The sequence below is a fragment of the Streptomyces coeruleorubidus genome (assembly GCF_028885415.1).
GTDB lineage: Bacteria > Actinomycetota > Actinomycetes > Streptomycetales > Streptomycetaceae > Streptomyces > Streptomyces coeruleorubidus_A.
Genome location: NZ_CP118527.1, coordinates 3130902 through 3157245 on the forward strand (window position 1 = coordinate 3130902; position 26344 = coordinate 3157245).

At 72.9% G+C, this 26344-nt stretch carries 23 protein-coding genes; 12 read left to right on the forward strand and 11 right to left on the reverse strand.

Features of this window, described 5'->3' with window-relative positions:
* Positions 1 to 68 precede the first annotated feature (68 nt).
* Both PV963_RS14525 and PV963_RS14530 read right to left on the reverse strand, forming a co-directional pair.
* Positions 69 to 1346 (reverse strand): deoxyguanosinetriphosphate triphosphohydrolase, encoded by a 1278-nt coding sequence (locus PV963_RS14525; protein ID WP_274816110.1) that lies wholly within the window; start codon positions 1344 to 1346, stop codon positions 69 to 71.
* A 158-nt stretch (positions 1347 to 1504) separates the two neighbouring features.
* Positions 1505 to 2278 (reverse strand): sirohydrochlorin chelatase, encoded by a 774-nt coding sequence (locus PV963_RS14530; protein ID WP_274816111.1) that lies wholly within the window; start codon positions 2276 to 2278, stop codon positions 1505 to 1507.
* A 215-nt stretch (positions 2279 to 2493) separates the two neighbouring features.
* Here PV963_RS14530 and PV963_RS14535 point away from each other — a divergent pair, with 215 nt between their 5' ends.
* The gene (locus PV963_RS14535) at positions 2494 to 3192 is read left to right on the forward strand and encodes a SanA/YdcF family protein (RefSeq protein WP_274816112.1); all 699 of its coding nucleotides are present in this window, start codon (positions 2494 to 2496) and stop codon (positions 3190 to 3192) included.
* Positions 3193 to 3347: 155 nt separating this feature from the next.
* A complete protein-coding gene (locus PV963_RS14540; RefSeq protein WP_274816113.1) occupies positions 3348 to 3503 on the forward strand; it encodes a hypothetical protein in 156 nt (51 codons plus the stop codon).
* A 110-nt stretch (positions 3504 to 3613) separates the two neighbouring features.
* Here the strand turns inward: PV963_RS14540 and PV963_RS14545 are convergent, their stop codons facing one another.
* From PV963_RS14545 to PV963_RS14555, 3 genes are read right to left on the reverse strand one after another with little or no spacing between them, the layout of a single operon-like run.
* Positions 3614 to 4381, reverse strand: coding sequence for an enoyl-CoA hydratase-related protein (locus PV963_RS14545; protein ID WP_274816114.1), 768 nt, complete (start codon positions 4379 to 4381; stop codon positions 3614 to 3616).
* Positions 4382 to 4402: 21 nt separating this feature from the next.
* On the reverse strand, positions 4403 to 5671 hold the full coding sequence (locus PV963_RS14550; protein ID WP_274816115.1) for a hypothetical protein: 1269 nt from the start codon (positions 5669 to 5671) through the stop codon (positions 4403 to 4405).
* A complete protein-coding gene (locus tag PV963_RS14555; RefSeq protein WP_274816116.1) occupies positions 5668 to 7188 on the reverse strand; it encodes an amino acid adenylation domain-containing protein in 1521 nt (506 codons plus the stop codon). Before PV963_RS14555 ends, PV963_RS14550 begins: the two co-directional genes overlap by 4 nt.
* A gap of 315 nt (positions 7189 to 7503) precedes the next feature.
* On the opposite strand from PV963_RS14555, the gene PV963_RS14560 reads away from it, so the two are divergent.
* Positions 7504 to 9762 (forward strand): molybdopterin oxidoreductase family protein, encoded by a 2259-nt coding sequence (locus tag PV963_RS14560; RefSeq protein WP_274816117.1) that lies wholly within the window; start codon positions 7504 to 7506, stop codon positions 9760 to 9762.
* Between the two features lie 26 nt (positions 9763 to 9788).
* Here the strand turns inward: PV963_RS14560 and PV963_RS14565 are convergent, their stop codons facing one another.
* Positions 9789 to 11435 (reverse strand): M4 family metallopeptidase, encoded by a 1647-nt coding sequence (locus PV963_RS14565; RefSeq protein ID WP_274816118.1) that lies wholly within the window; start codon positions 11433 to 11435, stop codon positions 9789 to 9791.
* 139 nt (positions 11436 to 11574) lie between these two features.
* Between PV963_RS14565 and PV963_RS14570 the strand changes: the two genes are divergently transcribed.
* Positions 11575 to 11991: a gamma-glutamylcyclotransferase family protein gene (locus tag PV963_RS14570; protein WP_274816119.1), complete on the forward strand. Its 417-nt coding sequence runs from the start codon at positions 11575 to 11577 to the stop codon at positions 11989 to 11991.
* 77 nt (positions 11992 to 12068) lie between these two features.
* Here PV963_RS14570 and PV963_RS14575 read toward each other — a convergent pair whose 3' ends face one another.
* On the reverse strand, positions 12069 to 12686 hold the full coding sequence (locus PV963_RS14575; protein ID WP_274816120.1) for an NADPH-dependent FMN reductase: 618 nt from the start codon (positions 12684 to 12686) through the stop codon (positions 12069 to 12071).
* Positions 12687 to 12956: 270 nt separating this feature from the next.
* Between PV963_RS14575 and PV963_RS14580 the strand changes: the two genes are divergently transcribed.
* Positions 12957 to 13478 (forward strand): hypothetical protein, encoded by a 522-nt coding sequence (locus tag PV963_RS14580; RefSeq protein ID WP_274816121.1) that lies wholly within the window; start codon positions 12957 to 12959, stop codon positions 13476 to 13478.
* 160 nt (positions 13479 to 13638) lie between these two features.
* Positions 13639 to 14325 (forward strand): class F sortase, encoded by a 687-nt coding sequence (locus tag PV963_RS14585; RefSeq protein WP_274816122.1) that lies wholly within the window; start codon positions 13639 to 13641, stop codon positions 14323 to 14325.
* On the opposite strand, the gene PV963_RS14590 is transcribed toward PV963_RS14585, so the two are convergent.
* Positions 14263 to 14655 (reverse strand): winged helix-turn-helix transcriptional regulator, encoded by a 393-nt coding sequence (locus PV963_RS14590; RefSeq protein ID WP_274816123.1) that lies wholly within the window; start codon positions 14653 to 14655, stop codon positions 14263 to 14265. The two genes, PV963_RS14585 and PV963_RS14590, sit on opposite strands and share 63 nt — an antisense overlap.
* Positions 14656 to 14759: 104 nt before the next feature.
* On the opposite strand from PV963_RS14590, the gene PV963_RS14595 reads away from it, so the two are divergent.
* Positions 14760 to 15662 carry an NAD(P)-dependent oxidoreductase gene (locus PV963_RS14595; RefSeq protein ID WP_274816124.1) on the forward strand — a complete coding sequence of 301 codons (903 nt, stop codon included), beginning with the start codon at positions 14760 to 14762 and terminating at the stop codon, positions 15660 to 15662.
* Positions 15663 to 15672: 10 nt separating this feature from the next.
* Here PV963_RS14595 and PV963_RS14600 read toward each other — a convergent pair whose 3' ends face one another.
* Positions 15673 to 16455: a sulfite exporter TauE/SafE family protein gene (locus tag PV963_RS14600; protein ID WP_274816125.1), complete on the reverse strand. Its 783-nt coding sequence runs from the start codon at positions 16453 to 16455 to the stop codon at positions 15673 to 15675.
* A gap of 175 nt (positions 16456 to 16630) precedes the next feature.
* Between PV963_RS14600 and PV963_RS14605 the strand changes: the two genes are divergently transcribed.
* From PV963_RS14605 to PV963_RS14625, 5 genes are all read left to right on the forward strand, one after another.
* Positions 16631 to 17848, forward strand: coding sequence for an NAD(P)/FAD-dependent oxidoreductase (locus PV963_RS14605; protein ID WP_274816126.1), 1218 nt, complete (start codon positions 16631 to 16633; stop codon positions 17846 to 17848).
* Positions 17849 to 20455 carry a nitrite reductase large subunit NirB gene (gene nirB / locus PV963_RS14610; RefSeq protein WP_274816127.1) on the forward strand — a complete coding sequence of 869 codons (2607 nt, stop codon included), beginning with the start codon at positions 17849 to 17851 and terminating at the stop codon, positions 20453 to 20455.
* The gene (gene nirD / locus PV963_RS14615) at positions 20452 to 20802 is read left to right on the forward strand and encodes a nitrite reductase small subunit NirD (protein WP_274816128.1); all 351 of its coding nucleotides are present in this window, start codon (positions 20452 to 20454) and stop codon (positions 20800 to 20802) included. Before nirB ends, nirD begins: the two co-directional genes overlap by 4 nt.
* Positions 20803 to 20881: 79 nt before the next feature.
* A complete protein-coding gene (locus PV963_RS14620; RefSeq protein WP_274816129.1) occupies positions 20882 to 21724 on the forward strand; it encodes a maleylpyruvate isomerase family mycothiol-dependent enzyme in 843 nt (280 codons plus the stop codon).
* Between the two features lie 135 nt (positions 21725 to 21859).
* Positions 21860 to 22801, forward strand: a complete 942-nt coding sequence (locus PV963_RS14625) for an SMP-30/gluconolactonase/LRE family protein (RefSeq protein ID WP_274816130.1) — start codon at positions 21860 to 21862, stop codon at positions 22799 to 22801.
* 3 nt (positions 22802 to 22804) lie between these two features.
* Here the strand turns inward: PV963_RS14625 and PV963_RS14630 are convergent, their stop codons facing one another.
* Both PV963_RS14630 and PV963_RS14635 read right to left on the reverse strand, forming a co-directional pair.
* Entirely contained in the window at positions 22805 to 23731 is a 927-nt protein-coding gene (locus PV963_RS14630) for an oxidoreductase (protein ID WP_274816131.1), read from the reverse strand.
* A gap of 165 nt (positions 23732 to 23896) precedes the next feature.
* Positions 23897 to 25600, reverse strand: coding sequence for a SulP family inorganic anion transporter (locus PV963_RS14635; protein ID WP_274816132.1), 1704 nt, complete (start codon positions 25598 to 25600; stop codon positions 23897 to 23899).
* Between the last annotated feature and the right edge of the window lie 744 nt (positions 25601 to 26344).

Here is a 26344-nt window from a genome sequence, read left to right on the forward strand (position 1 = left end):
GTGGCCCGCTGTTTCCCTGGTGCTGTCCCCTGTTTCCCGTCAGTTTCCTGTCAGTCTTCCCGTCAGTCTCATGCGTGCCCTGTCAGACGGGCGTGAAGCGACCGGGCGGAGGTGTCGGTGAGGGAGGAATCTTGGTCGACGATCACCCGCTTGCGGGCCCGGTCGTCCGGCGCCCGGTCGAACAGGGCGCGGAACTGCGGGTCCAGGCCGTCCGGGGCGCGGGCGGTGAGCGCCTCGGCCAGTTCGGCGACGACGATGCGCTGGTCGGCGCGCAGGCGTTCCTGCTCGGCGCGCTGCATGACGTAGAGGTCGGCGACGGCCTTGAGGACGGCGCACTCCATCCGGGCCTGGCGCGGGACGACCAGTTCGGCGGCGTACCGGGTGAGGCGTCCGGCGCCGTACGTGGTGCGCGTCGCGGTCTCGGCGGCCAGGCAGAAGCGGCCGATGAGCTGGCTGGTGGCGTCCTTCAGACGGGCCTGGGCGACGGCGGTGCCGTCGTAGCCGTGCGGCCACCACTCCTGGGCGAGCAGCCGGTCCAGGGCCTCGGCGAGTTCGGCGGGGTCGGTGTCCGCCGGTACGTACCGGCCGCGGGCGACCCGGAAGACGTCCTGCCGTTCCGGTTCCGCGTGCAGGCAGTTCGGGTCGATGTGGCCGGCGTGCAGGCCGTCCTCCACGTCGTGCACCGAGTAGGCCACGTCGTCGGACCAGTCCATGACCTGCGCCTCGAAGCAGGCGCGGGTGCCGGGGGCGCCCTTGCGGACCCAGTCGAAGACCGGGCGGTCGTCCTCGTACACACCGAACTTGTTCGACGCCGGGTCGGTGGGGTGAGCGCCGCGGGGCCAGGGGTACTTGGTGGCGGCGTCGAGGGCGGCGCGGGTGAGGTTGAGACCGACGGAGCCTTCGGGAGTGAACCGTTTGGGCTCGATGCGGGTGAGGAGTCTGAGGGACTGGGCGTTGCCCTCGAAGCCGCCGCAGTCCGCCGCGAACTCGTTGAGGGCCTGTTCGCCGTTGTGGCCGAAGGGTGGGTGGCCCAGGTCGTGGGAGAGGCAGGCGGCTTCCACGAGGTCCGGGTCACAGCCGAGGGCCGCGCCCAGTTCGCGGCCGACCTGGGCGCATTCGAGGGAGTGGGTGAGGCGGGTGCGGGGGCTGGCGTCCCAGGCTGGGCCCATGGTGCCGGGCGTCACCACTTGGGTTTTGCCGGCGAGGCGTCGTAGGGCGGCGGAGTGGAGGACTCGGGCTCGGTCGCGTTGGAAGGCGGTGCGGCCGGGGCGTTTGTCTGGTTCCGGGGCCCAGCGGTCGACTGACGTCGGGTCGTAGGCCGGGGGGGTTTGTGGGGTGCCTGCCATGTGTCGACAGTACGGGCATGGGTGTGCTGTGTGCCTGAGCGTTTGCCGGGTTCGAGTGTGTGGCGGGTGCGGGTTGAGTGTGGCTTGTCGCGCCCACGCGGCGGAGTCGCAAATCGATACAGCCCCGCACCCCTTAGGGACCTGCACCAACCCGCGTTCTAAGCCGAAGCCAATTCGGGCACAGCCGTCGAAGCCGCCGCCAGAGTCTCGTCGTAGCGGTGGAGGAGGAGGTGGGCCATGGACGGGTGCGTGCCGAGGGGGGCCGCTGCTATCCAGGGGGCCGACTGGGCGCACTCCGTGGCGAAGCGGCCGGGGGCCGTGAAGTAGGAGGCCAGGGCTATGTGGCGGCGGCCCCTCGCGAGGAGGGTGCGGACGGCCGTCTCGACCGTCGGGGTCGCCGCCGAGGCGTAGGCGGGGATGACGGGGACGCCCAGGCGGGCCGCGAGGAGATGGGCCGTGCGGCCGGTGTCCGCCTTGGCGTCCGGGTCGCGGGAACCGGCCGCGGCGAGTACCACCGCGCTGCTGCTGCGGGGCGTGCCACCCCAGCCCGCCTCCTCCAGGCGGGCCTGGAGGGCGTCCACCAGGAGGGGGTGCGGGCCCAGGGGGGCCGCCACGTGGGTCCGGGCCGGGGAGGCCGCGGCCATCTCGGGGATGTCCTGCTTGACGTGGTAGCCGCGGCTGAGGAGGAGGGGGACCAGGACGGCCTCCGTGCCTCCCAGGGCGGCGAGGGTGTCGGGGAGCAGGGGGGCGTTCAGTTCGATGTGCCCGAGGTGCACCGGCACATCGGGGCGCAGCGCGCGGACGCGGTCCAGGAGCGCGCGTACGGTGCTCAGCGCACGGGGGTCGCGGCTGCCGTGCGCCACGACCACGAGGGCGGGCGGGGCCGGGCGGCGCGTGGCGGGCGGCGGGACGAGGCTGAGCTTGCTGGGCATGCCATCGATGGTCGCCGCCGCACGTTGCCGTCCCGTTGCGTGGGCGTCACGGGTGTTTTCCGGCGGTTCACGATGCGGGACGGTGGGGGTGTGAGGCCGCTTGACCTGGAGTTTCCGTGTAACGAGTGAAGCTGGTCACGCGTGCGCGGATGAACCGGGCGGCCCGAGGAGGCGTCCCTGACTGTCGGGGGGCCGATCTGGGGAGGGACCGTCCGATGCGTCGTGTGACGTTCCGCAGACCGCGGCTGCCGCGTACCCGGCGAGGGCAGCGGCGGCTGGTGCAGGCCGTGATGGCCGGGTGCGTGCTCGCGCTGCTTCCGGCGACCTGGATGTATGTGGCCGCGGGCGACCGGCTGCGGACGGCGGCGGACGTGCCGCGGACCGATGTGGCCGTGGTGTTCGGTGCCGGGTTGTGGGCCGGGGAGCCCTCGCCGTACCTCGCGCACCGGCTGGACGCGGCGGCCGAGCTGTACCGGAAGGGGCGGGTCGAGGTGGTGCTCGTCACCGGGGACAACAGCCGCGAGGACTACGACGAGCCGGACGCGATGCGTGTGTACCTGACGCGGCACGGGGTGCCCGACGGGCGGATCGTCAGCGACTACGCGGGGTTCGACACCTGGGACTCCTGCGTGCGCGCGAAGAAGATCTTCGGGGTGGACGAGGCCGTGCTGATCAGCCAGGGATTCCATATCCGGCGGGCGGTGGCGCTGTGCCAGGCGGCGGGGGTGGAGTCGTACGGGGTGGGGGTGGACGCCGTGCATGACGCGACCTGGTACTACGGGGGTGCCCGGGAGATCCTCGCCGCCGGGAAGGCGGCTCTGGACGCGGTGTTCCGGCCGGATCCCCGGTTCCTCGGGCCCCGGGAGCCGGGCGTGGAGCAGGCGTTGGCCACGGCCGAAGAGACGCTCGGATGAATCCGGACTTTCTCCCCCTCCTGGTTTGACGCGCGCATTTCACACCGGAGTGTGAAATGCGACTTGGGCGCTCTCGGTGATCACGCATTTAGTGTCTTCGCCGTGCGGCGGCGGATCTCGGGCCGTCCGCCGCGAACTGGGGGAAAGGACACGTGATGACTCGACTTCGCTCCGCGCTGGTCACGGCCGCCGCGGTCGCGCTGCTGGCCGGGACGGCCGCCATGGGGACCGCCTCGGCGGAACCCGTGGCCGCCGCGCCGGTCGAGGCCATGGAGCCGGGCGACAATCCGTACTACGCGTACGAGTGCTGACCACGGCCGCCGTGTGCTGACCGGGGCCGTGTCATGACCAGACACAGCCCCTGAACGTGGCCGGGGGCGGGAGCGCGGCCGGCGCGCTCCGCGCGTCCCGCCCCCGGCTGTCAGAGCCCGCGGAAGGCTGGTGGGCGCTTCTGAAGGAACGCCGTCATCCCCTCCTTCTGGTCGTCGGTGGCGAACAGGGCGTGGAAGACGCGGCGTTCGAAGCGGATGCCGTCGCGCAGGCCGGTTTCGAGGGCCTGGTCGACGCACTCGCGGGCCGCCCTGACCGCCATGCGGCCGTACGAGGCGATCGTCGCCGCCGCTTCGAGGGCCTCGGGCAGGACGCGGTCGTCCGGAACCACTCGGGAGACAAGACCGCAGCTTCCGGCCTCCCGTGCGTCCATCGTGCGGCCGGTGAGGATCAGGTCCAGCGCCTTGGCCCGGCCGACCAGACGGGTCAGCCGCTGGGTGCCGCCGATACCGGGGATGACGCCCAGCCTGATCTCCGGCTGGCCGAAGAGCGCCGACTCCCCCGCGACGACCAGGTCGCACATCATCGCCAGCTCGCAACCGCCGCCGAGGGCAGGGCCGTTGACGGCCGCGATCTTCGGTGTGCGGAGGTCCGCGAACTCCTCCCAGGCGGCGAAGTAGTCCTCTGCCGCCATGTCCACGGCCGACTTCGGGGCCATCTCCTTGATGTCGGCGCCTGCCGCGAAGACCCCTTCCGAGCCGGTGACGACGAAGCAGCCGGTCCCGGGGTCCGCGTCCAACGGGCGGAGGGCGTCCAGGAGTTCGGTGAGGAGCTCACTGCTGAGCGCGTTGCGGACGTGCGGGCGGTGCAGGCGTACCGTCACCACGCGGTCGTGGCGCTCGACCTTCAGGTTGTTCATCTGCCTTCTCCTTACGAGGGGTCACGAGTCCCAGATCGCGCCGTACGCCGGAACGCCGCGCCGTTCCAGGCCGTGCACCACCTGCCAGGTCAGCCGCTTGTTGGAGATGCAGATGACCGCCTCCGCACCGAAGTCCCGGTACGCGGCGTGGGCGAGCCGCACCATGTCGGGCTTGCCGTGCCGGGAGGTGTCCCAGACCAGGGCGTGCGGCTGGACGGCGAGGATCTCGTCGACCAGGGCGTCGCCGTAGGTGGCGCGGGGGTCGCGGGTCGCCCAGACCAGGCGCGAGGGGACCTCGGCGGCCAGCAGGTGGGGCAGGCAGGGGCCTATGCCGCTGCCGGTCGCGACGTAGACCACCTTCCTGAACAGGACCTCGATGTTGGCGACTCCGGCCGTGGTGATGCCCTTCACCCACACGCGCGAGGGCTGGTCGTCGATGAAGGAGCCGGTCCAGTCACCGGCGCGGGAGATGGTGAGCCGGAAGCCGGAGCGTCCGGGGGCGGGGACGTTGGCGAAGGAGTGCCACTCCTTCAGCGGGCTGCGGCTGATCGCGGTCGAGGAGCCGGCGAAGGGGGTCTCGCCGTAGTCGAAGTGAGCCAGCGTCACGTGCGGGGAGGGGCGTTCGGTGCGGACGTCCACCTTGCGCAGCCGCAGCCAGGGCAGGGCCACGCTGAACGTGACGACGGCGAGGACCGCGAGCGGCAGCGGTCCCTGGCCGGACAGCAGCGTGTGGGTCCAGAAGAGCGCGAGGGCGCTCCAGCCGCCGAAGCGGTGGATCTTCTCGAAGTGGTCGTGCCGGCGGGAGCGGAAGGGGGGCAGGGCGGTGGCGACGATCAGGGCGAGGAGGGCCACCAGGGTCCAGCTCACCGTGATCAGCGGCAGGTCCGTTCCGGCGCGGGTCACCTCGGCCGTCAGGGCCAGGAACCAGACCGCCCCGGCCAGCGCCCCGCCCACGTGCAGCCCGCCGAAGTGGTACACCTTGCCGAGCGTCCAGCGGACCTTCAGCGGCCAGCTCACCGGGGCCGAAGTCGCCAGCCGGAACAGGAGGTTGATGACGTACTGCTGGCGTACGAGGACGGCGAGGGCGAGGTTGGCGAGGGCCGCGTGGCCGAGGGTGGGTGTGGCCAGGGGGGCGGCGGCCCACAGGAACGCCGCGTTGGCCAGGAGGACCAGGGCCGCGAGGCGGTTGTAGTGCATCAGGCGGGGGTGTTTGAGCAGGCGGCGGGGGGCGGGCAGGAGCGGCGGGAGTTCGCCGGTGTCCTGGTGGGTCCGGGCGGGGGACGTGGTCATCGGGCCACCGCCAGGCGCTCGTCGAGCATTCCCAGCAGGGCCTGTTTGTCGACCTTGCCGCGGTCGGTCTCGGGGAGGAACGCCAGGGGCAGGACCTGCTCGGGGACGCAGTAGTAGGGCAGGGCGTCCGCGACCGCGCGGCGGGCCGTGTCCGGGTCGACGTCGGCCGGGCAGACGAAGGACACCAGGGTGCGGGCGTCGCGTTTCAGGGTGACGGCGCGGGTGCAGCCGGCGGCCGTCTCCAGGACGGAGGAGACGGAGTCCAGCTCGACACGGAAGCCGCGCACCTTGACCTGGTCGTCGGTGCGGCCGAGGTGCTCCAGCTCGCCGCCGGGGGTCCAGCGGCCGAGGTCCCGGGTGCGGAACATGCGCCGGCCGCCGCCGAGGAAGGGGTCGGGGGCGTAGCGCTCGGCGTTGAGGGCGTCGTTGTCGAGGTAGCCCGCGGAGACGCAGTCGCCGCCCGCCCACATCTCGCCGGTTTCGCCGACGGGCAGGGGGCGCCGGTCGGCGTCGAGGACGTAGACCGTGTTGTTGGGGGTGGGGCGGCCGATGGTGAGCAGCGCGGCGGCCGGGTCGTGGCGGCTCATCGTGTTGACGATGGTGGTCTCCGTCGGGCCGCAGCAGTTGTGGAAGGCGGCCCGACGGGCCCAGCGGTCGGCCAGGGGGCGCGGACAGGGCTCCCCCGCGACGGCGACCGTGCGCACCCGCGGGCAGCCGGCGGGGTCGAGGCCGGACAGCACGGTCGGCGTGGCGATCAGCACGTCGGCGGTGCGGGCCGCCGCGGCGATGTCCTTGCCGCGGATGACGAGGGTGCCGCCGTGGGCGAGGCAGCCCAGGATCTCCCAGGCCGCCATGTCGAAGGCGATGTTGAGGAGCTGGGCGACCCGGTCGCCGGGCCGGATGCCGAGGCCGCCCGGCTCGGTGAGCAGGATGTTGGCGACGTTGCGGTGGGTGACCTTCACGCCGTTGGGGCGGCCGGTGGTGCCGGAGGTGAACAGGACGTAAGCGCCGTGGTCGCCGGTGATGCGCGGGCGCGGGGCCGGGGCGTACGGCAGCGGCTCGTCGAGCGCGAGCAGCAGGTGGCCGTCCGGCAGCGGCACGCGGTGGGCGTGTTCGGCGACCGTGAGGACGACCCGGGTCCGGGCGGTGCGGATGACGTGGGTGAGCTGGGCCGGGGGCGCGAGGCCGATGTCCTGCGGGACGTAGGCGGCGCCGGCCTTCAGGATGCCGAGCAGGCCGACGAGCATCGGGATCGAGCGGCGGACGAAGAGGCCGACGTGGTCGCCGGGACGTACGCCCTCGCGGACGAGGCGGGCGGCGAGGGCGTCGGCGTACCGGTCGAGCTCGCCGTAGGTGAGGTGCGCGCCCTGGTGTTCGGCGGCCACGGCGTGCGGGGCGGCCGCGGCGTGCCGGGCGACGGCGTGGTGCAGGAGCGGGTCGGGGACGGGGACGGTGGGACCCCGGCCGTACTGCCGGAACAACTGCCGGTCACGGGGGGTCAGATGGCGCAGAGGCATGATCGGTTGGCCTCCTGGCTGTGTTCGAGTGTCGGATGTTCGAACGCCGTACGGAGTCGTGCGAGCGCTGCGCGTAGCGAGAGCGTAGTGCGATTGCTTCAAGCCTCAACGAGGCCGGATCAGCCAAGAAAGGAGAGCAATGAGCCACATGTGGCGTTTTTCGTCACAAGGGCAACGTCCGTGCCGGTCGGCGGCGACGTAAAGGTGGGCAGGCGTGTGCCTCACGCGGGCGGGGCGGCGGCGGGGAGGTTGCCGTCCCTGCCGCGTAACAGGGAACCGTCCCGGGCGTAACACGGCCGAAGCACGCTGAGCGGTATGCAGACCACCTCCACGCCCACGCACTGCCCGTACTGCGCCCTGCAGTGCGGGATGAACCTGACGCCCGCGCTCGACGGGACCGTCGAGGTGAGCGAGCGTACGGACTTCCCGGTGAACCGGGGCGCGCTGTGCGGCAAGGGCCGTACGGCGCCGGCGGTGCTGGCCTCGAACGTGCGCCTGACGTCACCGCTGGTGCGCGACGGCGGCACGCTGGTGCCGGCCTCCTGGGACGAGGCGCTGGACCGGATCGCCGAGGGGCTGCGCCGGACGCGCGCGGAGTACGGGCCCGACGGGGTCGGGGTGTTCGGCGGGGGCGGTCTGACCAACGAGAAGGCGTACACGCTCGGCAAGTTCGCGCGGGTCGTGCTCGGCACGTCCCAGATCGACTACAACGGCCGTTTCTGCATGTCGTCGGCCGCGGCGGCCGGTATCAAGGCGTTCGGTCTCGACCGGGGGCTGCCCTTCCCGCTGGAGGACATCCCCAAGACCGGCTGCGTGATCCTGGTCGGGTCGAACCTCGCGGAGACCATGCCGCCGTCCCTGCGTTTCTTCACCGAGCTGAAGGAGAACGGCGGCACGCTGATCGTCATCGACCCGCGCCGCACGAAGACCGCCGAGCAGGCGGACCTGCACCTGGCGCCCCGGCCGGGCACGGACCTGGCGCTCGCCCTGGGCCTGCTGCACCTGGTGATCGCCGAGGGACGGGTGGACGAGGAGTACGTCCAGGAACGGACCGCGGGCTGGGAGGACGCCAGGGCCGCCGCGATGGCGCACTGGCCGGAGTACGTGGAGCGGATCACGGGGGTGTCCGTCCCCGAACTGCGGGAGACGGTACGGCTGTTCTGCGAGCCGGAGTCGGCGATGGTGCTCACGGCACGCGGGCCCGAGCAGCAGTCCAAGGGCACCGACACGGTGGGCGCGTGGATCAACCTGTGCCTGGCGACCGGCCGGGCGGGCCGCCCGCTGTCCGGGTACGGCTGCCTGACCGGGCAGGGCAACGGGCAGGGCGGCCGCGAACACGGCCAGAAGGCCGACCAGTTGCCGGGCTACCGCAAGCTCGACGACCCGGCTGCGCGGCGGCATGTCGCCGACGTGTGGGGCGTGGACCCGGACTCGCTGCCCGGCCCGGGCCGCAGTGCGTACGAGCTGCTGGACGCGCTGGGCACGGACATCAAGTCCCTGCTGCTGATGGCGTCCAACCCGGTGGTGTCGGCGCCGCGTGCCGCGCACATCGAGGAGCGCATCAAATCCCTGGACTTCCTGGCCGTCTGTGACGTGGTCCTGTCGGAGACGGCGGCGCTCGCCGACGTGGTCCTGCCGGTCACCCAGTGGGCCGAGGAGACGGGCACGACGACCAACCTGGAGGGCAGGGTCCTGCTCCGCCGCCAGGCCATCACCCCGCCCGACGGTGTCCGCAGCGACCTGGAGGTCCTCCACGAACTCGCCGCCCGCCTGGGCGTGGAGAAGGGCTTCCCGACGGACCCGGAGGAGATCTTCGAGGAACTCCGCCGGGCGAGCGCGGGCGGCCCCGCGGACTACTCGGGGATCACGTACCGCAGGCTGGTGGAGGAGAACGGGGTGTTCTGGCCGTGCCCGGCGGTCGAGCCGGAGGGCCTGACGGGGGCCCAGGACGGGGCGGGCGGCCCCGGCGCGCAATGGGGCGCGGCGGGCCGCCCGGCCTCCACAGGAGACACGACGGGCTCCACAGGAGACACGACGGCCTCGACAGCAGACACGAGGGCCTCCACGGGGGACACGAAGGTCTCCACGGGAGACACGACGAGCCCTGCCCACCCCGGCACCCCCCGCCTCTTCCTCGACCGTTTCGCCACCCCCGACGGACGCGCCCGCTTCGTCCCCGTCTCGCACCGGGCCATCGCCGAGGAACCGGACGACGAGTACCCCGTGCTGCTCACCACCGGGCGGGTCGTGGCGCAGTACCAGTCCGGGGCGCAGACCCGGCGGGTGGCGGAGCTGAACGCCGCCGCGCCCGGGCCGTTCGTGGAGCTGCACCCGCGGCTGGCGGCCCGGCTCGGGGCGGCCGAGGGCGATCCGGTGGCCGTCGTGTCGCGGCGGGGCCGGGCCGTGGCGCCCGCCCGGATCACGGACGCCATCCGCCCCGACACGGTCTTCATGCCGTTCCACTGGCCGGGCGAGGGCCGCGCCAACTCCCTCACCAACCCCGCGCTCGACCCGACCTCCCGGATGCCGGAGTTCAAGGCGTGCGCGGTGCGGCTGGAGGCGGTGCGGCCCTAGAGGGGCCTCGTCCGTGCCGGTGCGGCTCAGTCCACGTTGACCGCGCTCCAGGCGGCGGCCACCGCCTTCTGCTCCGGGCTGCCGCCGCCGTAGAGGTCCTTCGCCGCGTTCAGCGTCGCCGTGCGGGCAGCCGCGTAGTCCGTCGAGGACGTCATGTGGACCGTCAGGGCGCGGTACCAGATCTTGCCCAGCTTGGCCCGGCCGATGCCCTTCACCGTGGAGCCGTCGCAGGTCGGGGAGTTGTGGCCGACGCCGTTGATCGTCTTGGCACCGCTGCCCTCGGCGAGCAGGTACGCGAAGTGGTTGCCGACGCCCGAGGAGTAGTGCACGTCGAGGTCGGCCAGCCCCTCGCTCCAGCAGTCGGCGGACTTCCCGTCCTTCGACGGCTCGTCCATGCGGCGCAGGGCCTCCCGGCCGAGCCCGGAGCGGACGACCTTCTCGCCGATGAGCCAGTCACCGGGGTCCTCGGCGTTGTCCGCGTAGAACTCCACCAGCGTGCCGAAGATGTCCGACGTGGCCTCGTTCAGGCCGCCGGACTCGCCCGAGTACGTCAGCGCCGCCGTCTTCGACGTCACGCCGTGGGACATCTCGTGCCCGGCCACGTCCAGCGACACCAGCGGTCCGAGCTGCTTGCCGTCGCCGTCGCCGTACGTCATGCAGAAGCAGTTGTCGTCCCAGAAGGCGTTGTTGTAGTCCTTGCCGTAGTGGACGCGGTTGTAGGAGCCCTTGCCGTCGCCGGCGATGCCGTTGCGGCCGTGCAGGTTCTTGAAGTAGTCCCAGGTGACGTCCGTGCCGTACTGGGCGTCCACCGCCACCGTCGCACGGTCGGAGGCCGCGCCCGTGCCCCAGTGGTTGTCGGCGTCCGAGAAGACCGTCGCGGGGGCGCGGGTCAGGCAGACCGTCAGCAGGCACTGGTCCGTCTTGTTCGCCGCGTCGCCCGTGTACGTGCCGCCCCGGGTCGCGTCCTTCAGCCGGTACGACGACCCGGACTTCGTCGTCTCCAGCGCAACCGTGCCGCCGTAGAGGGACTCGCCGTCGCCCGACGCCGATTCCAGGGTGTCCCAGGCGTCGATCCGGTCGCCGGTCCTCGCGTCGGTCAGCACCGTGCGCCCGACCGGGTTGCCGAGGCCGTCGTGCGCCACCGCGTCGGTCTGCCAGGCCAGCTTCGGGGCGCCGTGCAGGGCGTCGACGACCAGCCGTGGCTTGGCGGTCAGCTTCTTCAAGGTCTCGCCGAGGTGCGCGGCGCGCAGCAGGCTCGCGGCGAGGTCGGCGGCCTTGGGGGCGGTCACCTTCGGGGTGACGCTCTTCAGGGAGAGCGCGGACTTCGTCGCCCGGCTCGCGCCGCGGTAGGTGCCGTCCGGGTTCAGGTGGAGTACGAAGTCACCGCCCAGGACCGGGAGCCGGTGGTACGTGCGGTCGTAGCGGACGTGCCGCGTGCCGTCCTCGTCGACGACCACGTCCCGGACCTTCGTCCGCTGGGCCGGGGTGAGTCCCAGTTCCGCGGCCCGGTCGGCGAGGACCGTCTCGGCGCTCTCGATCGCGTCGGACCGGGTCGGCCGGTCCTCCGCCAGGGCGGTCGGTGAGAGCGCGGCGGCCAGCAGGGCGGCGGTGCCGGTGACGGCCACGCCTGCGATGGCGGTACGGGACCCTCGGACGTGACGTATCCGACTCATCGGTCTCCTCATACGGGCGCACCCGGTCGCGTGGGGTCGACCGGGGGCGGTGTTGATGTTGACCGCGAGTCAAGTCGGCCCGGACATGTCATGTCCATAGGCCCCGTGTGCAGGTGTGTGAGGGTGGAGAATCGTTCCTGTGACCCTCCCCTTCTTCGTCTACGGCACCCTCCGCCCCGGCGAGGTCAACCACGACCTCTTCCTGCGCGGCCGCACCCGCTCCGAGGTACCGGGGCGGCTCTCGGGCGCGATGCTGTACGAGGGGCCGGGGTATCCCTACGCGGTCGAGGAGCCGGGCGGCGGGGTCGTGCGCGGGGAGCTGGTGACCGCGCGCCCTCAGGCGTACGCGGAGCTGCTCGCCGAGCTGGACCGGCTGGAGGAGTACGTGCCGGGCGACCCGCGCAGCCTGTACGAACGCGTCGAGCGCAAGGTCGTACGCGACACGGACGGGGCGGCTGTCCGGGCCTGGGTGTACGTCGCCGCGCCCGCCGTCGCCGCACGGCTCCGGACCCGGGGGAGGCCGATCGCGGGCGGGGAGTGGCGGGCGCGGGGGTGAGAGGGCGCGGGGACTGGCGGGCGCGGGGGTGAGAGGGCGCGGGGGTGAGAGGGCGCGGGACGGGGTGCGGCCGGGGCTCAGCCCGCGTACGGCCGCTTCGCCCTGGCCTCGCGCAACGCCCGGCCCCACCACACCAGTTGGTCCAGCATGGCCTTGGCCGCCGCCTCCGGGCCGGACGCGTCGCGCAGGGTGCCCGCGTCGTCGAAGGACGCGCCGGCGTTGTGGAAGGAGACGGTGTCGCGGACCGTCACGGCGTGGAGCTCGGCGAAGACCTGGCGGAGGTGCTCCACGGCACGCAGGCCGCCGGCCATTCCGCCGTAGGAGACGAGGGCGACGGGCTTGGCCCGCCACTCGCCGAAGTGCCAGTCGACGAGGTTCTTCAGGCCCGCCGGGAAGGAGTGGTTGTACTCGGGGGTGAGGACCACGAAGGCGTCCGCGCGGGCCAGTTTCGGGGTGACGCCGGACAGCGCGGCGGTCGCCTCGGGGGTCGGTTCGAAGGACGTCGGCAGGTCGACGTCGGCGACGTCCACGACCTCGGCGACCAGGTCGTCCCGGTCCCGGAGGCGGTCGAGGAGCCAGCCGGCGACGACCGGTCCGAAGCGGCCGTGGCGGTTGCTGCCGACGACGAGGGTCACCCGGAGGGGCTCGGTCGCGGACTGGGCGGGGGCGGGTGCGTTCGTAACGGCTGTGTTCATGCGGCACAGCCTCATACCTCAACCTTTCTTGAGGTCAAGCCCGGCAGGCGCGGCACCCGGGTCACCCGTTCACACGCGCGCTCGGCGCTTTTCCGCCCCGCGCCCGTCGAACGCCCGTGACCTGCCCAAATGCCCACGAGAGGCGGCCGGTCCACCTCCCCCTGACACCCATTCACCCCAATTCTGACGCCCCATCAGAAAGCGCGGTCGTCCCGCTGCCCGTTACCTCGGAAGGGCAGGTGCACGAACGAACAGCTCGAAGGAGCACCGATGCGACGTACCGCCCGGCCGCTGACCGGTACCGCGCTCGCCGTCGCCGCCGCGGCTCTCGCCGCCGCCCCCGCGTACGGCGTGTCCGGCGGTGACGTGGAGGTGTCCCCGTCCTCGGTCGTCCCGGGCGGACAGGTCACGGTGCGCACGGCGGCCTGCGGCGACGGCGGCACGGCGACGGGCGACGCCAGCGCGGTCGGGGCCGGTTCCCTCAGCCTCGCGCCCGGCCCGCACGAGCAGGACGCGACCGGGCGGTTCAGGGTGCCGCCGAGCGCGCAGCCGGGGACGTACGAGATCACGGCGACGTGCACCGGGAGCGGCCGGCACATCACCGGTGACCTGGTGGTCACGCTGACGTCCGAACAGCGGCGGGTCCATCCCAGAGGGAGTGTGAAGACGGGGGTCGGCGGCGCCCTGGGCCCCGATCCCGTGCAGACCGCGGGCGGTGTGGCGGCCCTCGCCGTCGCCGCCGCGGGCGGTACCTGGCTCCTGCATCGCCGGGCGAGAGGCGACGGGATCTGACGGACACCCTCCGCTGTCCGTCGCCGGTACCGCAATGTCCCCTCCCCCTCCGGGTCCGACGCCCCTCGCGGCCCGGAGGGGGGCACGGGGCGAACCCCGGGACCAGAGGGGGCCGGGGGCCGGAACCGGACGGCTGTCGGCGATCAGGAAAGGGTCGGCCATGCGCAGGTTCCCCAGGTACGGCAACGGGGTCGGCAACCCGGCCAACGCCGCCATGGCGGCCGTCACGGTGTTCGCCCTGTGCTCCGGGGCGTGGCTGCTGCGCAACGGCGCCGAGACGCACGCCCCGCCGCAGCCCTCCGCCGCGCAGGCCCGCGCCGGGCAGGACGAGCAGGACGGACAGGACGGGCAGGACGGCAGGGCCGGTGAGCGGCCCGCCGCGCCCGCGCTGCCGCCTTCGCCGCCCGACCGCATCCGCATCCCGGCGATCGGGGTGAACGCGCCGCTGACCGGGCTCGGCCTGACGAGGACCGGTAGTCTCGACGCACCGCCGGCCGCGCGCAAGAACCTCGCCGGCTGGTACCAGTCCGGCACCACGCCCGGCGAGCGGGGCACCGCGATCGTCGCCGGCCACGTCGACAACGCCGACGGCCCGGCCGTCTTCTACCGCCTCGGCTCCCTGGCCAAGGGCCGCACGATCGAGGTGGACCGGCGGGACGGCAGCGTCGCGGTGTTCACCGTGGACGCCGTCGAGATGTACGCGGCGAAGGACTTCCCCGACGAGAAGGTCTACGGCGCCGCCCGCCGCCCCGAACTGCGGGTCATCACCTGCGGCGGCGGCTACTCACGCGGCTCCGGTTACCAGGGGAACGTCGTGGTCTTCGCGCATCTGACCGGCAGCCGGTGACCCTCCCAGGACGTTGGCCCTCCCCCAGGCCCCCAGCGGTTCCAGTGCCTCGTTCAGGGAGACGCCCCGGGGTGTCAGCGAGTACTCCACGCGCGGCGGCACCTCGTCGTACGCCTCGCGGTGCACCAGCCCGTCGGCCTCCATCTCCCGCAGGTGCGAGGCCAGCACCTTCTCGGTGATCCCCGGCAGCTCGCGGCGCAGCTCGCCGAAGCGGCAGGGCCGCTCGTTCAGTGCCCAGAGGATCAGCACCTTCCACTTGCCGCCGATCACGTCCATCGCCGCGTCGATCCCGCACACGTACGCCCCCGGCCGCCGCCCCGTCGTCCCCATGCCCGAGCCCTCCCCTTCTCCTGCCTGGACCCTTCCCCCGGGGTAACCACCCACTTCGAAGTACGTACTTGAGCAGGCGCTCCCCTCGGACGAGCCTAAACGCCATGACTGACAACGCAGTTGCCTCCCGCACCCCTCTCACCCTCCTCGGCACCGGCGACATGGGCACCGCCCTGGCCCGCGCCTGGCTCGCCGCCGGACACCCGGTGACCGTCTGGAACCGCACTCCCTCCCGCGCCGAGCCCCTCGCCGCCGAGGGCGCCACCGTCGCCCCTACCGCCGCCGAGGCGGTGGCCGCGAACCGGCTCGTGGTCGCCTGCCTGCTCGACGACGCCTCCGTGGGCGAGGCCCTCGACGGGGCCGATCTCGCGGGGCGGGACCTGGTGAACCTCACCACGGGCAGCCCCGGCGAGGGCCGCAGCCGCGCCGCCTGGGCCGCAGCGCGCGGCGCCCGCTTCCTGGACGCCGGGATCATGGCCGTCCCACCGATGATCGGGGTCCCGGAGTCCGGCGGGTACGTCTTCTACAGCGGCTCCTCCGAGCTGTTCGAGGAGCACCGGGACACCCTCGCCGTCCCGGCCGGCACCCGCTACGTCGGGGCCGACCCGGGCTTCGCCGCGCTGCACGACGTGGCACTGCTCAGCGCGATGAACGGCATGTTCGCGGGTATCACGCACGCCTTCGCGCTGATCCGCCCGGAGGACATCGCCCCGAAGGACTTCGCGCCGCTGCTCGTGGACTGGCTGACCGCGATGGCCCCGGCCGTGCACCAGACCGCCGACCAGCTGGAGAGCGGCGACTACGCCAGGAACGTCGTCTCCAACCTCGCCATGCAGGTCGCGGGCAACGACACGCTGCTGCGCACGGCCGAGGAGCAGCGGGTGAGCCCGCAGCTGCTGACGCCGTACATGGCGCTGATGGAGCGGCGCCTCGCCCAGGGGCGCGGGGAGGAGGACGGCACGGGGATCATCGAGCTGCTGGACCTGCGGGCGGGGGCGTCCTCCTAGTGCCGCGGCACTAGGCCAGCCACTGCTCGTACGCCATGTTCCCCACCAGGGCGAACACCACCGTCAGCAGCACGACGCGCACGAAGCCGCTGCCCTTCTTCAGGGCGGTGTGGGCGCCCAGGGTGCCGCCCGCCAGGTTGAACACGGCCATCAGGGCGGCCAGTTTCCACAGGACCGCACCCTGCCAGGCGAACGTGGCGAGGGCGCCCGCGTTGGTACAGCAGTTGACGATCTTGGCGGTGGCGGAGGCGGTGACGAGGTCGAGGTGGAGCACGGCGGTGAGGGCCAGGACCAGGAAGGTGCCGGTGCCAGGGCCGATGAGACCGTCGTAGAAGCCGATGCCGAGGCCCGCCAGGCCGATCGCCGCGAGGATCCGGCGCCGGGTGGCCGGACCGGTCGCGGGGGCCGTGCCGAAGGCGGGCCGCAGGATCACGAAGGCGGCGACCCCGAGCAGCACCACCATGATCACCGGCTTGAGGACGTCGGTGCTCATCCCGGCCGCGAAGAAGGCCCCGGCGGACGATCCGGCGAGCGCGGCCAGCCCGATGCGCACCGCCGTGCGGACATCCACCGGGGCCTTGCGGGCGTACGTCACGGCCGCGCCCGCCGTACCCACGATGGCGACCGCCTTGTTGGTGCCCAGGGCGTGCGCGGCGGGCGTGTGCGACGGCAGGCCGAGCAGCAGCACCGGCAGCAGCAGGAGCCCGCCGCCGCCGACCACGGCGTCGATCCACCCGGCCGCGAGAGCCGCGACGCAGAGCAGGGCGATCATGGTCAGCGATATGTCGGGCATGATCGGGACCCTATGCGACGGCCGTGCGACGGCCGTGCGAAGCTGCCCTCACAGCCCGCCGTCACCGCACTCCGGGAACCCTCACACCCACCCCCGGCCCCCGCTGAGGGCAGCGTTCCCCGTGGGAAACAGTCGTGATGCTGCCGGGTAACACCGGCACCGCACGCTCAAGGACATGACCTCGAATGAGCGTGTGGTGGTGATCGGCACCGGCCTCGCGGGCGTACGGCTCGCCCGGCGGCTCGGTGAGCTCGGCACGCCCGCGTTGCTGATCGGCGAGGAGGAGCACCGGCCCTACAACCGGGTGCTGCTCGCCGAGGTGCTGGCCGGACGCTACAGCCCCGAGGTGATCGCCCTGCCGGCACCCGCGCAGGCCACGCGCGGCCGGGTCGTCGGCATCGACCGCGACGGGCGCACCGTCGAGTGCGCCGACGGCACGGTGATCGCATACGACCGGCTCGTCCTCGCCACCGGATCCAACCCCGTCCTGCCGCCCCTGCGCGGCCTGTTCACCCCCGACCACGTGCTGCCGGAGGGCGTCCACGCCTTCCGGACCATGGACGACTGCCTGGGCCTGTCCAAGGCGGTTCGGCCGGGGGCGCGGGCGGTCGTCATCGGCGGCGGGCTCCTCGGGGTCTCCGCGGCCCGGGCGCTCGCCCTGCGCGGCGCCCAGGTCGTCCTCGCCCAGCAGTCCGAGCGGCTGATGGAGCGCCAGCTCGACCCGGCCGCCTCCAAGCTCGTCAAGCGGCACCTGACCGACCTGGGCGTCGAGGTGCACACCGAGTGCCGCGTACGGGACGTGCGCTGCGTCGGCGGCGCCGTCCGCTCCGTGGAGATGGCCGACGGGTACGCGCTCGACGCCGACCTCGTCGTCGTGGCCTGCGGTGTCCGCCCCCGGGTGGGTCTCGCGCAGGCCGCCGGCCTCGACGTCCGCAAGGGCGTCGTCGTCGACGACGAGCTGCGCACCTCCGACCCGTACATCCACGCCATCGGCGACTGCGCCCAGCACGACGGCGTCCTCTACGGCCTCGCCACTCCCGCACTCGAACAGGCCGACGCGCTCGCGGAGCTGCTCGCCGGCGACGCGGACGCCCGCTACACCGGCACCCGCTCCCTGACGCGGCTCACGCTGAACGGGCACGACAGCCCCTTCGACCTCGCCGCGTTCGGCGAGACCGAGGCGCTCCCGGGCGACGACGTCGTCCAGCTCGCCGACGCCACCCGCGGCACCTACCGCAAGGTCGTCGTCCGCGACGACCGCCTGGTCGGCGGGGTTCTCGTCGGCGAACTCGGCACCGTCGGCGCGCTCGCCCGCGCCTGGGAGGGAGCAGAGCCGCTCCCCTCCGACGGCGGCCCGCTGCTCCACCTGCTTACCAACGATGGAGGCTCCTGAATGTCCGCCAGCCTGGGGGCCACCCCCACGATCGTGCTCGTCGGCCACGGCATGGTCGGCCAGCGCTTCCTCGAAGCGCTCGCCGAGCGCGGCCTGACCGCCACGCACCGCGTGGTCGTGCTCTGCGAGGAGCCGCGCCCGGCCTACGACCGCGTCCAGCTCACCTCGTACTTCTCGGGCAAGACGCCCGAGGACCTGTCCATGACGGACCTGCGGTTCATCGAGGACCACGGCATCGAGCTGCGCGTCGGCGACCCGGCGGAGACGATCGACCGCGAGGCGCGCAGGGTGACCGCCCGCTCCGGTCTCGTCGTCGACTACGACGTGCTCGTCCTGGCCACCGGCTCGTACCCGTTCGTGCCGCCGGTGCCGGGCAAGGACGCCGAGGGCTGCTTCGTCTACCGCACGATCGAGGACCTGCTCGCGATCGAGGAGTACGCCAAGAAGGCGACCACGGGTGCCGTGGTCGGCGGCGGTCTGCTCGGTCTTGAGGCGGCCGGTGCCCTCAAGGGCCTCGGACTCACCTCCCACATCGTGGAGTTCGCGCCCCGTCTGATGCCCGTCCAGGTCGACGAGGGCGGCGGCGCGGCCCTGCTGCGCACCATCGAGGAGATGGGCCTGAGCGTCCACACGGGCGTCGGCACGCAGGAGATCGTCGTCGGCGAGGACGGCGCCGTGACCGGCATGAAGCTGTCCGACGGTTCCGAACTGGCCACCGACCTGGTGGTGTTCTCCGCCGGTGTCCGCCCCCGCGACCAGCTGGCCCGCGACTGCGGCCTGACGGTCGGCGAGCGCGGCGGCATCACGGTCGACGAGCAGTGCCGCACGGTGAACGACCCGCACGTGTTCGCGATCGGCGAGTGCGCGCTGGCCGCCGACGGCCGGGTGTACGGCCTGGTCGCCCCCGGCTACGAGCAGGCCGAGACCGCCGCCGCGACGATCGCCGCGGACGAGGCCGCCTTCACCGGGGCCGACCTGTCCACCAAGCTGAAGCTGCTCGGCGTGGACGTGGCGTCCTTCGGTGACGCGCACGGCACCGCCGAGGACTGCCTGGACGTCGTCTACTCCGACTCCCGCGCGGGCCTGTACAAGAAGCTGGTCATCGGCCGCGACGGCACGCTGCTCGGCGGCATCCTGGTCGGCGACGCGGAGGCGTACGGCACGCTGAAGGCGTTCACCGGCTCGGTCCCGCCGGTCTCGCCCGAGTCGCTGGTGCTGCCGGCCGGTGCCGGAGCGCCCGCCCAGCTCGGCCCGACCGCGCTGCCGGACGACGCGATCATCTGCTCGTGCAACAACGTCCGCAAGGGCACGATCCGCGGCGCGGTCACCGAGCACAACTGCACCACCGTGCCCGAGGTGAAGAAGTGCACCAAGGCCGGTACGACGTGCGGCAGCTGCGTCAAGGTCCTCGGCCAGCTCGTCAACGCCGAGCTGGAGGCCGGCGGCATCGAGGTCGACAAGGGCCTGTGCGGCTGCTTCTCGCAGACCCGCGAGGAGCTGTACGAGATCGTCCTCGCCCTGCGCATCAACAGCTACCAGGACCTGCTGGACCGCCACGGCCGCGAGGAGGCCAGGGGCGGTGACGGCTGCGAGATCTGCAAGCCCGCGGTCGCCTCGATCATCGCCTCCCTCGCCCCGGCGATCGGCGCGAGCGGCTACGTCCTGGACGGTGAGCAGGCCGCCCTCCAGGACACCAACGACCACTTCCTGGCCAACCTCCAGAAGAACGGCTCGTACTCGGTCGTCCCGCGCATCCCCGGCGGTGAGATCGCCCCGGAGAAGCTGATCGTGATCGGCGAGATCGCCCGCGACTTCGGCCTCTACACGAAGATCACCGGTGGCCAGCGGATCGACATGTTCGGCGCCCGCGTCGAACAACTGCCGCTGATCTGGGCCCGCCTGGTCGACGCCGGCTTCGAGTCCGGCCACGCCTACGGCAAGTCGCTGCGCACGGTGAAGTCCTGCGTCGGCCAGACCTGGTGCCGCTACGGCGTCCAGGACTCCGTCCGCATGGCGATCGACCTGGAGCTGCGCTACCGGGGGCTCAGGTCGCCCCACAAGCTGAAGTCGGCCGTCTCCGGCTGCCAGCGCGAGTGCGCCGAGGCCCAGTCGAAGGACTTCGGCGTGATCGCCACCGCCAACGGCTGGAACCTGTACGTCGGCGGCAACGGCGGCGCCACGCCGCGCCACGCGGACCTGCTCGCGCAGGACCTGTCGGACGCCGAACTGGTCCGTCTGATCGACCGGTTCCTGATGTTCTACATCCGTACGGCCGACCGGCTGGAGCGCACCTCGACCTGGCTGGAGCGGATCCCGGGCGGCCTGGACCACGTGCGGGACGTCGTCGTCCACGACTCGCTCGGCATCTGCGACGAGCTGGAGAAGCTGATGCAGGCGCACGTCGCGCACTACCGCGACGAATGGGCGGAGACCATCAACGACCCCGAGAAGCTGGCCCGGTTCGTGTCCTTCGTGAACGCCCCGGACACCCCTGACCCGGTCGTCGCCTTCGTGCCCGAGCGCGACCAGATGAAGCCCGACCTGCCGCTGCTGTCCATCGGCATGCGACCCGCCGAAGACGTACTGGAAGGAAGCGCCCAGCGATGACCCTGGCACCTGAGACCACCGATCTGAAGGTCCAGCTCGCACTGGACGGCGACTGGTTCACGGTCTGCGACCTGAGCATGCTGCTCCCGGGCCGCGGGGTGGCGGCACTGCTGCCGGACGGCCGCCAGGCGGCGATCTTCCGGGACCGCTCCGGTGAGCTGTTCGCCGTCGACAACCGCGACCCGTTCACCGGCGCGGCCGTCCTCTCCCGCGGCCTGACCGGCACCCACCAGGGCCGCCCCTTCGTCGCCTCGCCCCTGCTGAAGCAGCGCTTCGACCTGGCGTCCGGGCAGTGCCTGGACGACGAGGAGGTCCAAGTGACGTCGTACAAGGTGCGCACCGCGTAGGAACGTAAACGCCCGGCTCGGAACGCCCCTCCCCGGAGGGGTGTTTCCGTGTTCCGTTACCGCCTGGCAGGCTGGGGCCATGGTTGCGCAGCCGAACGACGGGCCCGGCCTCTCCTGGCTCGGTCCTCCGATCGACGCCCGCCCGCTGTTCGAGCCGGAACTCGAAGCGCTGCTGGGGCTTTTGCGGGGCCTGCGGCCCGGTCAGTGGCACGAGACGGCCGTGCCGGGCTGGACGGTGCACGACGTCGCCGTACACGTCCTCGGCGACTACCGCGCCCGACTCGGCCGCCGCGAGTTCGGTGCCTTCGCACCGGGAGAGACCCTGGAGGCGTTCATCCACCGCGCCAACCAGGAGTGGGTCGACCGCCACCGGGACATGGACCCGGCCTCGCTCGTCGACGCCCTGGAAGAGGCCGGCACCGAACTGGCCCGCCGCTTCGCGCACACCGACCTGGACGCGCCGTCCCTGGGCGTGTCCTGGGCCGGGGTGGACCCGGCGCCGATGTGGCTGGACTGTGCCCGGGAGTTCACCGAGTACTGGACGCACCGCCAGCAGATCCGGCACGCGGCCGGGCTGGGCACCGACCCCGAGCCGCGGGCCCTGTCCCTGGTCCTGGACACCTTCATGCGGGCCCTGCCCCACACGCTGCGCGACACCGCCGCGCCGGCCGGCACGCGGGTGGCGCTGACGGTCACCGGCCCGACAGGGGGCACCTGGGCTGCGACCGCCGGGCCGGAGGGCTGGTCCCTGGCGGAGGACTCCGGCGGACGACCGGCCGCCACCGTGGAGCTGGACACGGAGACCGCCTGGCGGCTGTGCACGCGGGGTGTCCAGCCGGCCGACGCTCTCGCGAGTGCCCGGGTCGAGGGAGACCGGCGGCTCGCCGAGGCGGCGTGCCGGATCGTGTCGATCGTCTACTGATCAACGGCCGTGCCGGGCTGTCGAGTTGCTGTCGGCTTCGCCGACTCGACTGCCGTGCCGGGGGTACTTCGCGTTTCATCGAGTCACAGCTTTTCGTCGAGTCACATCCCCCCTTCCTTCCACGGAGGCCCCACCATGACTCGGAACCACCCCCGGCCGTCCCGGCGGACCGTGCTCGGCGGGGCCGTCGCCGCGCTCGCGGTGGCCGCCGGCACCACCGGCACGGCGCAGGCCGCTCCCGGAACCCACTGGCCGACCGAGTTCCCGCTGCCCGACGGCTGGCTACCCGAGGGGATCACCATAGGCAGCAGGCCGTACGCGTACATGGGCTCGCGCGCCGACGGCGCGATCTACCGCACCGATCTGCGCACCGGCAAAGGCGGTGTCCTGCACGAGGGCGCCGCCGGTCTGGCGTCCATCGGCCTGAAGCTGGACCGTGACGGCCTGCTGTACGTGGCCGGCGGCGCCGGAGGCACCGCGAGGATCGTCGACGCCCGCACCGGCGAGCTGTTCACCACCTACCAACTCACCCGTGACGCCGCCCCGTTCATCAACGACGTCGTCCTGCACGAGGACCGCGCCTGGTTCACCGACTCCCGTGCGGCCGTTCTCCACGGCGTCCCGCGCGGCCGGCGGGGCGAGGTCCGCGCCCTCCCGCTCACCGGCGAGTGGGTGCAGGCGCCCGCCGGGACCAACAGCGCCAACGGCCTGGTCGCCACGCCCGACGGCCACGGCCTGCTCGTCGTCAACGCGGGTCAGCTGTACAACGTGGATATCAGGACCGGCCACGCCACCAGGATCACGCTGGAGGGCGCCACGGACGTGGCGGGCGGCGACGGCCTGGTCCGCCTCGGCCGCACCCTGTACGTCGTCCAGAACCGCCTGAACAAAATCACCGTCTGGGACCTCGACCGGAAGGCCACCACCGCCACCCTGACCAGGACGATCACCGACCCCCGCTTCGACGTCCCCACCACCGCCGCCCGCTACGGCGACCGCATCTACCTGGTCAACGCCCGCTTCACCAGCCCGCAGACGCCGGAGACGACGTTCAACGCGGTGGCCGTGGCCCTGTGAGCGTCAAGCCTTCAGAGCGCCGTACGTCACCCCGGTCAGCTCCTCGGACGCGGCCCACAGCCGCTGTCCCGCCGCGTCGTTGAGGGTCCAGGGCGCCCGCCAGGACGGTGCGGGCGCCCCGCGCCACATGGCGATGTGCGGGCCGGTGAAGGAGTCGGGCCGTACGCCGGGTTCTGTCGCGGCGTACAGGATCGGCAGCGCGCCCGCCTCGGCCGGCTGCGCGATGACCCGGTTGGCGATCCGCACGAGCCGCTCGGCGGCCGGGCGCCCCTCGGCGAGCGGTCCGGTGGTCTGGAGGTTGGTGGCCGCGTACCCGGGGTGGGCCGCGGCCGCCACCAGGTCCGTGCCGTGCGCCGCCGCCCGGCGCGCCAGCTCGTGCGTGAACAGCAGGTTGGCCGTCTTGGAACGGGCGTAGGCGATCCAGCGCCGGTAGCGCCGCTCGCTGTTGAGGTCGTTGATGTCGATGTTGGCGAGGGCGTGCATCCCGCTGGAGACGACCACGACCCTGGCCCCCGGCGCCGCCAGCAGCACGGGCAACAGCAGCCCGGTGAGGGCGAAGTGCCCCAGGTGGTTGACTCCGAGCTGCGTCTCGAAACCGTCCGCCGTCGTCCCGTACGGCAGCGCCATCACCCCGGCGTTGTCGACGAGCACGTCCAGCCGCTCGTACGGGAAACCGGCCGCGAACTCGCGTACGGAGGCGAGGTCTCCGAGGTCGAGCCGGCCGAGCTCGACCCGGGCCTGTGGCAGTTCCGCACGGAGCCGGTCCACGGCCGCGTTGCCCCGGGCCTCGCTGCGGCACGCGAGCACCACCCGCGCGCCCTTGCGGGCCAGTTCCCGTGCAGTGACGAGCCCGATCCCGCTGTTGGCGCCGGTGACGACGGCGACGCGGCCGCTCTGGTCCGGTATGTCCTGTGTGGTCCAGCCTGGCATGGCAGGCTCCCTCCATCGGTGGCCGCGATCCAGCCTACGAGGGGCCCCGCGCCGCCTGATCGAACGGGGGGCGTGCACGCCGTACTTGGCGTGCACGCCCCCGGCGTCAGGTACGGCGAGGAGGGCCCGGGCCACTGGGCCCCGGCCACTGGGCCCCGGCCACTGTCAGCCCACCGGGCTCGACCGCTGCTCTTCCGGGAGGGGCCGGGTGTCGAGGTAGAACCACTCGGCGTCGGCGGTGGGCCAGGGGGAGGGTTCCCCCACCGGTTCGCCCCACGGTTCTTCGGCCGTGGTCGTGACAGGCCGTTTGGGCAGGGGTGCGTGAGCTTGTGCCGCGGGGGCCGCGGCCCGGTCGCCGGCCGGCTTCGGCTCCCCCGGCATCAGCAGCTCCACCCGCAGCCCCAGTCCACGCTGCTGGGCGGTGAACTCCTCGACCTGGTTGCGGCAGGCGTGGTCCAGGTGGGTCACGCCGGTCAGGTCGAGCCGGATCCTCGGCTTCCCGGACGCGGCGGCGGCCTCCAGCGCCTCGATCACCTTCGGCAGCCGCAGGAACGTCGCGTTGCCGGCCATGACGACCTTGGCCGTGTCGTCCTCGACGTGCTGGCGGATCGCGGTCTGGGACATACGGAGCGCGGCCAGCACGATCCCCGCGGCGAGGCCGATCAGCACGCCCTCCAGCAGCGCGGTCACCACGATGACCAGCGTGGTCAGCGTCATCACCGCGAACTCGCCCTTGTCCTGCCGCCACATCTTCGGGAACTCGGCGGGCGCGAACAGTTTCCAGCCGCTGTGCACGAGAACGCCGGCGAGCACCGAGATCGGGATCAGCGCGAGCACCTGCGGCAGCAGCAGCGCGAAGGCGAGCAGCCACAGGCCGTGCAGGGTGCGGGAGAGCCGGGTCTTGGCCCCGGCCTGGACGTTGGCCGAACTGCGGGCCACGACCGCGGTGATCGGGAGCGCGCCGAGGATGCCCGCGACGGTGTTCCCGGCGCCCTGGGCGATCAGCTCGGTGTTGTAGCGGGTGCGCGGGCCGCTGTGCATACGGTCCACGGCGGCGGCCGTGAACAGGCTCTCGGCGGACGCGATGACCGTGAAGGTGAGGATGGCGGTGATGACCGCCCCGTCCGCGAGCCCGGCGAACTGCTCCGGCCCGGGCACCGACACGGACGCGAGCAGATTGCCCACCTGGAGCGTCTTCACGTCCACGCCGGGCAGCGCGGCGACCACGATGCCGATGCCCACGGCGACCAGTGCGGCCGGGATCTTCCCGACCGGGCCCGGCACCTTCTTCCACACGAAGCTGAGCACGATCGTGACGACACCGAGCAGGGTGGCGATCATCGCCTGCGGGTTCGTCAGGATGCCGGCCAGCAGTCCGGGGATGCCGGCCATGTTCTCGATCGCCGTGCCGGGGGCCTTGGCGTCGGCCATCGGATAGGCCTGGCTGAACATCAGCGGCACGCCGATGCCGGCCAGCATGCCCTGGACGACGGCGACCGAGATGGCCTGGAACATCCGGCCGAGCCGCACCAGTCCCAGGATGATCTGGAGGAGGCCGGCGAACAGCACGATCACGCCGAGCATGGCCACGCCGAGTTCGGCGACGGTCTCCGCGACGAGCGCGGCGAGGCCGGCGGCCGGCCCGCTGACCTGGAGCGTACTGCCGCGTGCCGCGCCGACGACCAGACCGCCGATCACCCCGGAGATGATCCCGAGCTCGGCCGGCACGCCGGAGGCGACGGCGACACCGATGCACAGCGGCAGGGCGACGAGGAAGACGACGAGCGAGGCGGTGATGTCGGTGACGAGGTCGCCCTTGGCCGCGCCCTTGCCCCCGGCGCCCTTCGCACGACCCGCCACACGGCCCATCAGCCCGCCCAGCGCACCGCCCGCGCCCCCTCCGGCCGAGCCGCCCGCCGATTCACCGGACGGGCCGCCCGACCTCCGTGTCGCGCCCCTCGCCGAGTTCCCCGCCAAGCCGCCACCGGGACCACCCGACCGACCACCCACCGAACCGCCCACCGGTCCACCCGACCGCCGATACGCAGAGCCCCCCGACGAGTCCCCGACCAGACCACCGCCGGGACCACCCGACCGACCACCCACCGAACCGCCCACCGGTCCACCCGACCGCCGATACGCAGAGCCCCCCGACGAGTCCCCGACCAGACCACCGCCGGGGCCACTCGACCGACCTCCCGTCAAACCGCCCGAAGGTCCGCCCGACCCCCAGCCCGCGGTACCTCCCGCCGCACCACCCAGCGGCCCGTCCGCCTGCCAGTCCCCCGAGCCCCGCGCGGAGCCGCCTGCCCGCCAGTCCCCCGCAACCTCCTCGGAACGGCCCGGCCCCCACTCCACCGCACCCTCCGTGGAACCGCCCGACCCCCACTCCGCCGCACCCTCCGCGGAACCGCCCGGCCCCCACTCCCCAGCACCCCCGTCGGAGCCAGCGGACCCCCAACCCGCCGCGCCCTCCCCGCGACCGCCCGGCCCCCAGTCCCCCGAGCCCCCGGCAAAGCCACCCGACTCCCAACTCCCCGAGTCCTCCGCGGAACCGCCCGGTCCCCAGTCCGAAGCACCCCCCTCGGAGCCAGCCGCCCCCCAACCCGCCTT